The following is a 13760-nucleotide window of genomic DNA, read 5'->3' on the forward strand; positions in this document are numbered from 1 at the left end:
CGTTACCTGTGCGTATGCGTAAGAGTAGGTGCGCAGTCACAGGACACGACGGATCACCTGGAGGCGCTCGTGGGCGACGGGCCGACACCCGCCAAGGCACTCGACGACCTGATCGCCGGCAATGAGCGGTTCATTGCCGGCGTCAGCGTCCATCCGAACCAGGATGCCGCCTACCGCGCCTCCCTCGCCGAGGCGCAGGCGCCCAAGGCCGTGCTGTTCGGCTGCTCCGACTCCCGCCTCGCCGCCGAGATCATCTTCGATCAGGGGCTCGGTGACCTGTTCGTCGTCCGGACCGCCGGGCACGTCATCGGCCGCGAGGTCCTGGGCAGCATCGAGTACGCCGTGTCAGTCCTGCACACCCCGCTGATCGTGGTCCTCGGCCACAACTCCTGCGGTGCCGTCCAGGCCGCGCTGCAGGCCGAGGAGACGCACACCGCCCCGACCGGCCACCTGCGCGCGATCGTCGACGGACTGCTGCCGAGCGTGCAACTGTCCGCCGCCCGCGGCGTCACAGACGTCGACGGGATAGTGGACGTCCACATCCAGAGCACCGTCGACCAGCTCCGGGCGAACTCGGCCACGCTCGCCGGCGCCGTCTATGCCGGGACCTGCGCGATCGTCGGCATGTCCTACCAGCTCGACGCGGGCCGCGCCCGACTGATCACTCCCGACCCGCGGTAGCCGATAGCTTGCGCGTACCCCCGTGGTCGCTGTCTGTGGGTTATTGTTAGACCGACGGTCGGTCTAACAATAGAAGCGCGGATGGATCGAGGCGCGGATGGCTCGCACGGTGGATCAGGTGGCGCATGCAGTGCGGCGCGACGCATTTCTCGACGCGGCGCAGCAGATCATCGCGACCCGGGGGTACGAAGCGCTCAGCATCCAGGACGTGCTGGGCGCGACCGGGGCGTCGAAAGGCGCGTTCTACCACTACTTCAACGGCAAGGGTGCGCTGCTCGACGCGATCGTGGCACGCATGGTCGACACGGCCACGGCGCAGCTCGCGACGACCGGCGGCACCGCGCTCGAACGGCTTGAGGGCGTGTTCGGCGGGCTGGCCGCGTTCAAGGCGGGGCAGCGGGACCTGATCATCGCCATGATGACCGTCTGGATGTCGGACGAGAACGCGGTGCTGCGCGAGCACTTCCGGCGCAGGTCCATCGCGGCGCTCACCCCGCTGCTCGCCGACATCCTCCGGCAGGGGGCCCGCGAGCGGACCTTCGCGATCACCGACCCGGACGCGACCGCGGCCGTGTTCGCCGCCATGGTGCTCGGCGCCAACGAGGCCGCCTCCGCCATGATCGGGCACAACCTCACCGCCGAGCAGGTCAGTGACCGGCTCCGTGCGTTCGGGGAGGCGTTCGAGCGGGTGCTCGGCGTCGCGCCCGGCGCGCTGCGATTCGACCGGCGGCTCGACACCGTCCGGGAATGGTTCGATGCCATCGCCTGAGAAGGGCAAAGAAATGATCATCGAAACCGAAAGGCTCACCAAGCGGTACGGCGCGCACCGGGGCATCGACGACGTCACGCTCGACGTCGCACCCGGCGAGATCTACGGGTTCCTCGGGCCGAACGGCGCCGGGAAGACCACCACCATCCGCACGCTCGTCGGCCACCTGCGCCCCACGGCCGGCCGGGCCCGGATCTTCGGCCTGGACGTGGGTACGGACCCGGTCGCGATCCACCGCCGGCTCGGCTACCTCCCCGGTGAGTTCGGCCTCTACGACCGGCTCACCGGCGCTCAGACCGCGGACTACTTCGCCCACCTGCACGGCGGCGTCGACCGCGACTACCGGGCCCGGCTCGTGGAGCGGCTCGGCATCGACCCCGGCCGCCGTTACCGGGAGCTGTCCAAGGGGAACAAGCAGAAGATCGGGCTGCTCGTCGTGTTCCAGCACCGGCCCGAGCTGCTGATCCTCGACGAGCCGACGTCCGGGCTGGACCCGCTCGTGCAGCAGGAGTTCCAGGCGCTGCTGCGCGAGGCCCGCGACGAGGGGCGGACCGTGTTCCTGTCAAGTCACGTGCTGTCCGAGGTGGAGGCGGTCTGCGACCGGGTCGCGTTGATTCGCGACGGGCGGATCGTACGGACCGGGCGGGTGGCGGAACTGCGCGACCTGGCCCACCACCAGGTCGTGCTGAGGTTCGCCGGCACCGTGCCGGACGCCGCCTTCCGGAGCCTGCCGGGCGTGTCCGACGTGGAGGTCACGGACCACACGCTGCGGCTGCGGGTCAGCGGGCCGATGACGCCGGTGCTGCGGGCCGCGGCCGCGTACGAGGTGCTTGACTTCGAGTCCCGGGAGCCGGGCCTGGAGGAGACGTTCCTGCGGTCGTACGAGGTGGCGTCATGACCGTGGTCCTCGGCAGAACGCTCCGGGACGCCCGGCGCGGGCTGGTCACGCTGCTGATCCTGCTCGCCGGTCTGGTGTTCGCGGTGCTCGGCGGCGTCGCGTCCGCCTACCCGACCACCGAGGCCCGCACCGAGATCAGCCGCCTCGCGGAGTCGCTCGGGCCCGCCGCCACCGGGATGACCGGACCGCCGGTCGCGGTCGGCACCATCGGCGGATACGTGCAGTGGAAGTACGGCACCGTCCTGGTCATCATCGCGGCGGTCTGGGCGATTCTGGCGCTCACCGGCACGCTCGCCGGGGAGGCGCGCCGCGGGAGCCTCGACCTGCTCGCGGCCGTGCCGGTCTCCCGGCGCCGCCTCGCCCTCGGCAAGATCATCGGCCTGCTTGTGGTCCTCACCGTCGCGTGCGCGGCCGCGACCGGCGGCGCCTGGCTGGGCGGGCAGGCGTTCGCGCGGCTGCCCGGCGACTCGATCGGACCGGCGGAGGCGGCCGGGCTGGGCGCGTGGCTGTGGGTGATGGCCGTGGCGTTCGGCGGGCTCGCGTTCGCGCTCGCCCAGTGGATCGGCCGTGCGCCCGCCGCGTGGCTCACCGGCGTGCTCCTGGTCGGCGGGCTGATCGCGGCCGGGTACCGCAGCCTCAGCCCGGCGCTGGACGCGGTGGCGCCGCTGTCCCCCTGGGGCTGGACCGCCGCCCACCTGCCGCTCGCCGGGCGCCTCGACTGGGCCTCGCTGTGGTGGCCGCTGCTGGCCGGCGCGGTGCTGCTGGCGCTCGGGACCGAGGCGTTCGCGCGGCGGGATCTCGGCGCCGTGACGCGGCTGCCCCGGCTGCGCGTTCCCGCGTTCGGGCTCGGCGGCGTGGCCGGCCGGACGTTCGCGGAGCGGCTGCCGACCGCGCTCGGCTGGGGGAGCGGGCTGGGCGTGCTCGGCTTCGTGCTCGCCACAGTCAGCGGGAACCTGGCGTCGCAGTTCGCCGCCTCACCCGCGCTCCGGGACACCTTCACCACGATATTTCCGGACTTCGACGTGAGTACGCCGGGCGGGTTCCTCCAACTGCTCGTGCAACTGCTGTTCGTGCTGGCCGGGTTCGCCGCGGTCGGGCTGGTCTCCGGCTGGGCAGCGGACTCCCGGCCGATGGAGCTGGTCCTCGCCGCGCCGGTCAGCCGAAGCGGATACGTGCTGCGCAGCGGCCTCGGCCTGCTCGGTGCGCTCACGGTGCTCACCGGCCTGGCCGCGGCCGGCGTCGGGCTCGGTGCGCTCGCGGCCGGCGGCACGGACGTCCTGCGGCCCGCCACCGGCACGCTCGTGCTCGGGCTGTTCGCGGCCGCGTGCGCCGGCATCGGCGTCGCCGCGGGCGGCCTCACCCGCACCTCCGCGGCCGGCACCGTCGCCGGCGTGGTCGTCGTGTTCACGTACCTGATCGACCTGGTCGCTCCGGCGCTGAAGATGCCGGCCTGGGTGCACGACCTTGCGCTCACCGCGCACCTGGGCAGGCCCATGGTCGGCGACTGGGACCTCGCCGGCGTGGCGGTCTGCGTGGTGCTCGCGGTCGGCGGCGTGCTCGCTGGCGCGGCCGGAATGGCCCGGCGTGATCTCACAGTGTGAGACGATGGGCGCCGCGATTCGGACACGGCGCCCATCCGTACCCCCTGGTCAGGGCGGTTTTGGGTGGTGGTTTCCGCAGGCCGCACCAGCGAGCCGGCGGCGCACCGGAATCGGGTAGTCTTGGCGACCGGGCCGAGAGGCGCTGCGACGGGACCAACCCCGCCACGCTCGACCTGGATCGACTTGTGACAAGGGCGCCTCCGAAGACAGCCTTTCGGAGGAGGTCGACAGTGAGTGACACCACGCGCATCGATGCGCTGAAGCAACTGCTGAGCGAGCGGATCGGGGTCCTCGACGGCGCCTGGGGAACCATGCTCCAGGGGGCCAAGCTGGCGCCAGCGGACTATCGCGGCCCGATGATCCCGGCAGACCATCCCAAGGACGTCACCGGCGACCCGGACCTGCTCAACCTGACCCGCCCGGACGTCATCCTCGACGTCCACCGGCAGTACCTGGCCGCGGGTGCGGACATCACCACCACGAACACGTTCACCGCCACCGCCATCGCGCAGGCCGACTACGGGCTGGAACACCTGGTCCGGGACATGAACGTGCAGGCCGCCCGGCTGGCCCGGCAGGCCGCGGACGAGGCCGGCGGCAAGTGGGTGGCCGGCTCGGTCGGGCCGCTCAACGTCACGCTGTCACTGTCACCGCGCGTCGACGACCCCTCCTACCGTACGGTCACGTTCGACCAGGTCAAGGCGACCTACGAGGAGCAGATGCTGGCCCTGGTCGAGGGCGGCGTGGACCTGTTCCTGATCGAGACGACCTTCGACACGCTCAACGTGAAGGCCGCGGTCGCCGCCGCCCGCGCGGTCGCGCCGCAGATCCCGCTCTGGATCTCCGTCACCATCGTCGACCTGTCCGGCCGCACGCTGTCCGGGCAGACGGTCGAGGCGTTCTGGCGGTCCGTCGAGCGCGCCGAGCCGTTCGCGGTCGGCGTGAACTGCTCGCTCGGCGCCAAGGAGATGCGCCCGCACGTCGCGGAACTCGCCAAGATCGCCAACGTGTTCGTCACCGCGCACCCGAACGCCGGCCTGCCGAACGCGTTCGGCGGCTACGACGAGACGCCGGAGCAGACCGGCGCGCTCGTCGGCGAGTTCGCCCACGCCGGCCTGGTCAACATCGTCGGCGGCTGCTGCGGCACGTCACCCGCGCACATCGCGCAGGTCGCCGCCGCCGCGCGCGCCGAGAAGCCCCGCGTGATCAACCCGCCGAAGCCGACCACCCGCTTCTCCGGGCTGGAGCCGTTCGAGATCGGACCGGACACCGGCTTCGTCATGATCGGCGAGCGGACCAACGTCACCGGCTCCGCGAAGTTCCGCCGGCTGATCGAGTCGAACAATTACCAGGGCGCGGTCGACGTGGCCCTGGAGCAGGTCCGCGGCGGTGCGAACCTGCTCGACGTGAACATGGACGCGGACCTGCTCGACTCCGAGACCGCGATGACCACATTCCTGAACCTGATCGCGACCGAGCCGGAGGTCGCCCGCATCCCGGTCATGATCGACAGCTCGAAGTTCAGCGTGCTCGAAGCGGGCATGAAGTGCGTGCAGGGCAAGGGCGTCGTCAACTCGATCTCGCTGAAGGAGGGCCCTTCGCCCTTCCTCGAGCAGGCTCGTGTGATCAAGTCCTACGGGCTCGGCGCCGTGGTGATGGCGTTCGACGAGCAGGGGCAGGCGGACACCACCGCGCGCAAGGTGGAGATCTGCGGACGCGCCTACGACCTGCTGGTGGGCATCGGCTTCGCACCGGACGACATCATCTTCGACCCGAACGTGCTCGCCGTCGCGACCGGGATCTCGGAGCACAACGGCTACGCGAAGGCGTTCATCGACGCGCTGCCGCTGATCAAGGAGCGGTGCCCGGGCGCGCGCACCTCCGGCGGCATCTCCAACCTGTCGTTCTCGTTCCGCGGCAACGACGTGGTCCGCGAGGCCATGCACTCCGCGTTCCTCTTCCACGCGGTCCAGGCCGGCCTGGACATGGGCATCGTCAACGCCGGTCAGCTCGCCGTCTACAGCGACCTCCCCGCCGACCTGCTCGAAATGGTCGAGGACGTCATCTTCGACCGCCGCGAGGACGCCACCGACCGGCTCGTCACGTTCGCGTCCACTGTCACCGGCTCCGGCACCAAGCGCACCGTCGACCTCTCCTGGCGGGAGGGCACGGTCGGCGAGCGGCTGTCCTACGCGCTCGTGCACGGCATCGTCGACTTCGTCGAGGCCGACACCGAGGAGGCCCGGCAGGCGCTGCCCCGGCCGCTCGACGTGATCGAGGGCCCGCTGATGGACGGCATGAAGGTCGTCGGCGACCTGTTCGGCTCCGGCAAGATGTTCCTCCCCCAGGTGGTCAAGAGCGCCCGCGTGATGAAGCGCTCGGTGGCCTACCTGGAGCCGTACATGGAGAAGGAGAAGGCCGGCAGCCGCGGGCAGGGCAAGATCGTGCTCGCCACCGTCAAGGGCGACGTCCACGACATCGGCAAGAACATCGTCGGCGTCGTGCTCGGCTGCAACAACTACGAGGTCATCGACCTCGGCGTGATGGTCCCGGCCGCCAAGATCCTGGAGACCGCGCTCGCCGAGGGTGCGGACGCGATCGGCCTGTCCGGCCTGATCACCCCGTCGCTCGACGAGATGGTCGCGGTCGGCGCCGAGATGCAGGCCCGCGGCATGACGCTCCCGCTGCTCGTCGGCGGCGCCACCACGTCCAAGCAGCACACCGCGGTCCGGATCGCGCCCGCCTACACCGGCGACACCGTGCACGTGCTCGACGCGTCCCGGGTCGTCGGCGTCGTCTCCGACCTGCTCGACTCCGACCGTAAGGTCACGCTGCGGACCGCGAACCTGGCCGAGCAGGAGCGGCTGCGGATCGCCCACGAGAACCGGCACTCCCAGCCGCTGCTCACGCTCGCGCAGGCGCGGGAGAACCACGAGCGGGTGCCGTTCGACGAGATCCCGACGCCCGTGTTCACCGGAGTCCGCCGTGTCACGCCGTCGATCGCGGAACTCCGTACCATGATCGACTGGCAGTTCCTGTTCCTGGCCTGGGAACTCAAGGGCAAGTACCCGGCGATCCTGGACCAGCCGGTCGCCCGCGAACTGTTCGACGACGCGAACGCCATGCTCGACACGATCATCGCGGACGGGACGCTACGCGCATCCGGCGCGTACGGCTTCTGGCCCGCCCACGCGGACGGCGACGACATCGTGCTGTCCACCGAGGGCGTCACGTTCCCGATGCTGCGCCAGCAGACGCAGAAGCCGGAGGGCCGCGCGAACCGCTGCCTCGCCGACTACATCGCACCCGCCGGTGCGGGCGACCACCTGGGCGGCTTCGCGGTCGCGATCCACGGCGCCGAGGAACTCGCGGCCGGCTTCGAGGCCGAGCAGGACGACTACAAGGCCATCATGGTCAAGGCCATCGCGGACCGGCTCGCCGAGGCGTTCGCCGAACACCTGCACCTGCAGGCCCGCCGCGAATGGTTCGAGCCCGACGCCGACCCGATCCTCGCCGACCTGCACGCGGAGCGGTTCCGCGGCATCCGGCCCGCGCTCGGCTACCCCGCCAGCCCCGACCACAGCGAGAAGCGCGACCTCTTCACGCTCCTCGGCGCGGAGGAGATCGGCATCAACCTGACCGAATCGTTCGCGATGACCCCGGCCGCCGCCGTCTCCGGCCTCATCTTCGCCCACCCCGACTCCCGCTACTTCACCGTCGGACGCCTCGGCCGCGACCAGGTCACCGACTACGCCACCCGCCGCGGCCTCCCGCTCGACGAGATCGAACGCTGGCTGCGCCCCAACCTCGCCTACGACCCCAGCTGACCGCGCCTGCGGCGCCCGGCCACCACGAAGCAGCACATTTTCCCGCTTCCGCCGTGGCCGGGTGCCGCATGCTCCCGCGGGCCGCGGGCCCGTGGGTGGCTTCGTGCGTACCGGCATTGCGCGCGCTGGCAGAATGATCATCTGTGACAGGTCCACGCGAGACGATGCTCAGTGAACTCGGTGACGTGCTGCGGCGCCGGAGGGAGTCGTTGTCGCCGGAGGCGATCGGCATCGTCCCCCATGGGCGCCGGCGCACCCCCGGGCTCCGGCGCGACGAGGTGGCAGCGCAGGCCAACATGTCGACCGTGTACTACGAACGGCTGGAGCAGGGCCGGGGCCCCGCCCCCTCCGCGTCGATGCTCGCCTCGCTGGCGCGCACCCTGCGGCTGACCGGGCACGAACGCGACCACCTCTACCTGCTGGCCGGCCACGCGGCCCCACGGCCGTGGGAACCCGCCGGCGTGACAGATCCCGGGCTCCTGGCGACGATGGACCTGCTCACCGCGAACGTGCCCGCCGCGATCTGCGACGACATGAGCACTGTCCTGGTCCACAACGACATGTTCGCGGCCCTGTTCGGCACGATGGCCGGCAGCGTCTGGCCGGCGTCGAACATCGTCTGGCGGTGGTTCACCGAGCCCGACTGGCGTTCCCGGACCGAGGCCACCTGGCAGCACGGCAAGACCAGCCTGTCGTACGTCGCCGGGCTGCGCGCGATCCTCGACCCGCACGACCGCGACGAACGGGCCCAGAACTTCGCGACGATGCTCTGCACGGCCAGCCCCGAATTCGCCGAACTGTGGGCCGCACACCCGGTCGCGCCGATGCGATGCACCCACAAGGAACTGGTCAACGAGACGGTCGGCCGGCTCGACATGGAACCCGTCGTGACGCTGAGCCAGGACTCCAGCCAGCGACTCCTCCTGCTGCGCCCGGCCGATCCGACCGCGGCCGCCCGCCTGGATCGGCTCCGCGCGACGCTGCCGTCCTGACCCATACCTTTTGTGCGTGGTTGACGTGAGCGGTGGCTCCTAACCTTTCGCCATGGAACGCGGCGCGGCCAGCAGAGGCCCGTCCCCTGACATCGCGGGTGCACACCTATGCAGAATTCTGTTTCCTGGCCCGAGCGCTACCTCCCCGGCACCGGGGACAACTTCGTGTCGAACGAGGTCATCGTGAGCGGCTTGAGTGCCCGCACGGTGTGGCGTCACCTGGTCGACACCTCCACCTGGGAATCGTATTACGACGGTGTCTCCGACATCTCGTTCCCCGACAGCGACGGGCCGCAGCTGCGCGACGGAACGCGGTTCAGCTTCAGCTCATTGGGATTCCCGCCGATCGACGCGCGCATCGTCGAACTGAAGGCGCCCACGCCTGACGTCCCGGGACGACTTTCCTGGACCGGACTGTTGGAGGGCGGCCCCGCAGAGCGTGCGGAAGCTCTCCACGCGTGGCTGGTCGAGGATCTGCCCGGCGGGCGAGTCCGCATCCTCACCCAGGAGTCGCAGATCGGCAAGCCTGCCGCGGCTCTCGCCGCGATGCGGCCCGACCCGGTGCTGAACGGCCATCAGGCCTGGCTGGACGGCTTGGTCGAGGCTGCTCGACGGTAATCAGGGAGAACCCGAGCGCCCGCACCGTCCGGCCCTGGCCCGACGGTGCGGGCGGTTTTCGCTCCAGGCATGACCAGCGGCGGAACCGCGGCCCTGTTCGTGACCGATCGGGCGCGCGTACACACCGGGTGTATAAACCGGGTGTACAGTGGCGGGCATGTCGGTGGGATTCGCCTTGCTTGGGCTGCTGGAGAGCGGCCCGGCTCATGGATACGACCTCAAGCGGAACTACGACGAGCGTTTCGGGGCCGGGCGCGCGCCGCTGCACTACGGGCAGGTCTACTCCACGCTCGCGCGGCTGCTCAAGCACGGGCTGGTCGAGGTGGAGTCCGAGCCCGGCGACGGGCCGGACCGGAAACGCTATGCGATCACCGACGCCGGCGTCACCGATGTGGCGGGCTGGCTGGCCCGGCCGGAGAAACCCGAGCCGTACCTGCAGAGCACGCTCTTCACCAAGATCGTCCTCGCGCTGATGACCGGCCGCGACGCGAACGATCTGCTCGACACCCAGCGACACGAACACCTGCGGCTGATGCGGGAGCTGACCCGGCGCAAATCCGACGGCGACCTGGCCGACGCGCTGATCTGCGACCACGCGCTGTTCCACCTGGAGGCCGACCTCCGGTGGCTGGAGCTGACCGCCGCCCGGCTCGACCAGCTCGCCGAGAGGATCGCCCGATGACGCTGCTGACCGCTCACGACCTGCACCTGAGCTTCGGGCCGACCACCGCGCTGGACGGCGCGTCACTGACCGTGCGCGCGGGCGAGGTGCTGGCGCTGATGGGGCCGTCCGGGTCCGGCAAGTCCACGCTTCTGCACTGCCTGGCCGGCATCCTCACGCCGGAGTCCGGGCGGGTGCTGTTCGACGGCGACGACCTGGCCGCCATGTCCGACACGGCCCGCAGCGAGCTGCGGCGGACCCGGTTCGGGTTCGTGTTCCAGTTCGGGCAGCTCGTGCCGGAGCTGACCTGCCTGGAAAACGTGGCGCTGCCGCTCCGGCTGTGCGGCGTCCGGCGGCGGGAGGCCCGGGTCGCGGCCGCGAGCTGGCTTGAGCGGCTGGAGGTCGACGATGTGGCGGGCAAACGGCCCGGCCAGGTCTCCGGCGGGCAGGGCCAGCGGGTCGCGGTCGCCCGTGCGCTCGTCACCCGGCCCCGGGTGATCTTCGCGGACGAGCCGACCGGCGCGCTCGATTCGCTCAACGGCGAGCGCGTGATGACGCTGTTCACCGGCGCGGCGCGGGAGACCGGCGCGGCAGTGGTGCTGGTGACGCACGAGGCCCGCGTCGCGGCCTACTCCGACCGGGAGGCAGTGGTCCGCGACGGGCGCGTCCGCGAGCAGGAGTTCGCACAGTGAGCGATCTGAGGATCAGGCCGCGGTCCGCGTCCCGGCGCTGGGCCGGTGACCTCGCGCTCGGCGTGCGGCTGAGCGTGGCCGGCGGCCGGGCCGGGTGGGCGCGACTCGCCATGATCGCGGCCGGTGTCGGCCTCGGCGTGGCGATGCTGCTGATCACCGCAAGCATTCCCACGCTCGTCGCCGCGCGCAGCGCCCGGCTGGCCGACCGTACCGAGCCGATCCCCTCCGAGCACACCGTGGCCCGCGGTGACACCACCGTACTGCTCGCGGTCGCGAACACCGACTTCCGTGAGCAGCGCATCCTCGGCCGCATGCTCCAGGCCGAGGGCACCCGCCCGGCGCTCCCCGCCGGCCTGACCGCACTCCCGCGACCGGGCGAGATCATGGTCTCCCCGGCGCTCGCCGCACTGCTGAACTCCGCCGACGGCGCGCTGCTGCGCGACCGGTGGCACGCGCGGGTGGCCGGCGAGATCGGCCCGGCCGGCCTGGGCGGCCCCGGCGAGCTTGTCGTCTACATCGGCACGGACCGGCTCACCGAGGACACCGCACAACGCGTCGGCGAGTTCGGCCGGCCCGAGATCGACGAGGGCCTGGACCCGGTCCTGCTGCTGCTCGGCGCGATGGGCCTGGCCGCGCTCCTGGTCCCGGTCGGCGTGTTCGTCGCCACCGCGGTCCGGTTCGGCAGCGAAACCCGCGACCGGCGGCTCGCCGCGGTCCGGCTGGTCGGCGCGGACGCGGGCATGACCCGGCGGATCGCGGCCGGCGAGACGCTCACCGCCGCGCTGCTCGGCCTGCTCCTCGGCGGCCTGCTGTTCGCCCTCGCGGTCGTCACCGCGGGCCGGTTCGTGCCGGCCGGCATGAGCTTCTACCCGGCCGACGCCCGCCCGGTCCCGGCGCTCGCGATCCTGGCCGTGGTGCTGGTCCCGGTCTCGGCCGTGCTCGTCACGCTGTCCGCACTGCGCCAGGTCGTCGTCGAGCCGCTCGGTGTCGTCCGGCTCAGCACAGACCGCCCCCGGCGGCTGTGGTGGCGGCTGATCCTGCCGGTGCTCGGACTCGCGCTGCTCTGGCCGCTCTACGACGGGCTCGGCGAGGAGGACACCGGCGCCCAGGTCCAGATCCTCGCCGGACTGATCGCGCTGCTCGTCGGCGTGGCGCTGCTGCTGCCCTGGTGGGTCGACGCGACCGTGCGCCGGCTCGGCGGCGGCAGCGTCGCCTGGGAACTGGCCGTCCGGCGGCTGCAGCTCGACAGCGGCACGGCCGTGCGCGCGGTCTCCGGCATCGCGGTCTCCGTCGCCGGCGCCATCGCCCTGCAAGGGCTGCTCGTCGCGGTTCAGGCGCAGTACACGCACGAGACCGGCCGCAGCGCCGACGACTTCCAGGTCACGGTCTGGCCGATGGACATGGACACCGCCCGGTGGGAGGCCGCGCTGCGTACCGCGCCCGGCGTCACCGCGGTCTCCACCGAGACCGCGGTCTGGGCCACCGCATCCGGCGCATCCGGCGGGGGCGCGGAAACGCTTATGCAGATCGGCGACTGCACGCTGCTGCGCCAGTTCGCCCACATCGGCACCTGCGCGGACGGCGACACGTTCCTCACCACCGGCGCCCCGGTCACCGCCGGTGGCCGCTACGACCTCGGCAGCCCAGGAGCGCAGTGGACGCTGCCCGCCGACGCGACCACGGTGCCGCCGATCCCCGGTGCGATGGGCGCGGTGCCGGCCGCCGTCCTGATCACGCCGGGCGCGCTCGGTGGCGTGCGGCCCGAGGCGTCCACCGTCGAGTACTACGTGGCCCTCACCGACGACCCAGCCGCGATCGACCGGCTCCGCAACACTGTCGCCGGCGTCGACCCGACCGCCGGCGTCAGCCTCATCCAGGACCGGGTGTTCGAGTCGATCCTGATCGGCATCCGGCAGGCGCTGCTTGTGCTCGCCACCGCGCTGCTGCTGCTGATCGGCGCCAGCATGGTCGTCAACGTCGCCGAGCAGCTCAACGAGCGCCGCCGGCTGCTCGCGGTCCTTGTCGCGTTCGGCACCCGCCGCGCCACGCTCACCGGCTCCGTGCTCTACCAGGTCGCCATCCCGGTCCTGCTCGGCATGGTGCTGGCCGTCATCACCGGCGCCGGCCTAGGTCTGATCCTGCAGACCGCCGCCGATGCCCCGATCAGCCTCGACTGGACCGGAATGGGCCTTACCACCGCTGCCGCCGTCCTGGTCATCCTGCTCGCGACGCTGGCCAGCCTGCCGCTCCTGTGGCGCCTCACCCGGCCCACCGGCCTCCGTACCGAGTGACGGAATCGCTCAAGCGGCGGCGTCTGTCGACCGGCTCGGGCTGTGGGCGACGTGGCCCGTACCCCCAAGATCAAGAGCTTGATTTCCCGCTCTGTGGGTGGTCGCGGCCCGGATGCTCCCGGCTCTGTTGCTTATCCGATGGGCGGCGGTCTGGGGCCTGACGATCGAAGGCTGGCATCGAGGCCGGGAGTGTGGCGGTTTGTTTCGGCTGGTCGGCGGTCTCGCGGCACGCGGGGGCAGCACGGTCATCGTCTACTGGGGTTTCGTGGTCGGGGTGCGGGTCGAGCACTCCGCGCCCGAAATTTCGTTATATAGAAGCCTCTGAGGCGCGCTCACCCTGACCGCAGAGGTCAGTAAGCGGCGGCCGGTCTGGGCGGCTGCGGTCTGGGCGGTCGCGGTCAGGACGGCTGCGGTCCGGCGGTTACGGTCAGGCGGCTGCGGTCAGGGCGGTTGCGGTCTGGGTGGTCGCAAGGGCCTGCGCCGAGGGAGCGATGTGGCCGGGAGGGCCGGTTGATCTTGGCCTGGGTGGTTGCAAGGGCTGGCACCGAAGCCGAGAGCTTGCCAAAGAGCAAGCCGATCTTGGCTCTCGCGTGTCGCCGCGCCAGAGCCACAGCAGTTCGGGCGCTCCGCGCCGCGATGGGTTCGTTGTGCGGGATCTCGCGTCCATCTGGCGGGATGCAAGATCCTTGCGGCTCTGGTGGCCCTTATCGCGCTCGAATAAGGGCCACCA

The 13760-nt window shown here is 71.5% G+C and carries 10 protein-coding genes; all 10 read left to right on the plus strand.

The annotated features are described in order from the left end of the window. The first annotated feature begins 69 nt into the window (after positions 1-69). The 10 genes from ACIA8K_RS37075 (at position 70) to ACIA8K_RS37120 (ending at position 13030) form a co-directional block, all read left to right on the plus strand. Complete coding sequence (locus ACIA8K_RS37075) at positions 70-681, plus strand: carbonic anhydrase (RefSeq protein WP_396068092.1); 612 nt, start codon at positions 70-72, stop codon at positions 679-681. A 118-nt stretch (positions 682-799) separates the two neighbouring features. Continuing rightward, positions 800-1450: a TetR/AcrR family transcriptional regulator gene (locus ACIA8K_RS37080; protein WP_396068094.1), complete on the plus strand. Its 651-nt coding sequence runs from the start codon at positions 800-802 to the stop codon at positions 1448-1450. Positions 1451-1463: 13 nt separating this feature from the next. After that, on the plus strand, positions 1464-2348 hold the full coding sequence (locus ACIA8K_RS37085) for an ATP-binding cassette domain-containing protein (protein ID WP_396068096.1): 885 nt from the start codon (positions 1464-1466) through the stop codon (positions 2346-2348). After that, the gene (locus ACIA8K_RS37090; RefSeq protein ID WP_396068098.1) at positions 2345-3949 is read left to right on the plus strand and encodes an ABC transporter permease subunit; all 1605 of its coding nucleotides are present in this window, start codon (positions 2345-2347) and stop codon (positions 3947-3949) included. Before ACIA8K_RS37085 ends, ACIA8K_RS37090 begins: the two co-directional genes overlap by 4 nt. 230 nt (positions 3950-4179) lie before the next feature. Beyond that, on the plus strand, positions 4180-7776 hold the full coding sequence (metH, locus tag ACIA8K_RS37095) for a methionine synthase (RefSeq protein ID WP_396068100.1): 3597 nt from the start codon (positions 4180-4182) through the stop codon (positions 7774-7776). 143 nt (positions 7777-7919) lie between these two features. Beyond that, positions 7920-8768 (plus strand): helix-turn-helix transcriptional regulator, encoded by an 849-nt coding sequence (locus tag ACIA8K_RS37100; RefSeq protein ID WP_396068102.1) that lies wholly within the window; start codon positions 7920-7922, stop codon positions 8766-8768. A 165-nt stretch (positions 8769-8933) separates the two neighbouring features. Then, the gene (locus tag ACIA8K_RS37105) at positions 8934-9386 is read left to right on the plus strand and encodes an SRPBCC domain-containing protein (protein WP_396068105.1); all 453 of its coding nucleotides are present in this window, start codon (positions 8934-8936) and stop codon (positions 9384-9386) included. 157 nt (positions 9387-9543) lie between these two features. Then, positions 9544-10068 carry a PadR family transcriptional regulator gene (locus ACIA8K_RS37110; RefSeq protein WP_396068107.1) on the plus strand — a complete coding sequence of 175 codons (525 nt, stop codon included), beginning with the start codon at positions 9544-9546 and terminating at the stop codon, positions 10066-10068. After that, a complete protein-coding gene (locus tag ACIA8K_RS37115) occupies positions 10065-10739 on the plus strand; it encodes an ABC transporter ATP-binding protein (RefSeq protein WP_396068109.1) in 675 nt (224 codons plus the stop codon). Before ACIA8K_RS37110 ends, ACIA8K_RS37115 begins: the two co-directional genes overlap by 4 nt. Further along, positions 10736-13030: an FtsX-like permease family protein gene (locus ACIA8K_RS37120; protein ID WP_396068111.1), complete on the plus strand. Its 2295-nt coding sequence runs from the start codon at positions 10736-10738 to the stop codon at positions 13028-13030. The genes ACIA8K_RS37115 and ACIA8K_RS37120 overlap by 4 nt, the downstream gene beginning before the upstream one ends. Positions 13031-13760 lie beyond the last annotated feature (730 nt).

The organism is Catenuloplanes sp. NPDC051500 (assembly GCF_044454585.1).
Classification (GTDB): Bacteria; Actinomycetota; Actinomycetes; order Mycobacteriales; family Micromonosporaceae; genus Catenuloplanes.

Coding starts and splice junctions, on each gene's coding strand:
- ACIA8K_RS37110 (WP_396068107.1), top strand. CDS start 9,544: ATGTCGGTGGGATTCGCCTTGCTTGGGCTGCTGGAGAGCGGCCCGGCT.
- ACIA8K_RS37115 (WP_396068109.1), top strand. CDS start 10,065: ATGACGCTGCTGACCGCTCACGACCTGCACCTGAGCTTCGGGCCGACC.
- ACIA8K_RS37085 (WP_396068096.1), top strand. CDS start 1,464: ATGATCATCGAAACCGAAAGGCTCACCAAGCGGTACGGCGCGCACCGG.
- ACIA8K_RS37090 (WP_396068098.1), top strand. CDS start 2,345: ATGACCGTGGTCCTCGGCAGAACGCTCCGGGACGCCCGGCGCGGGCTG.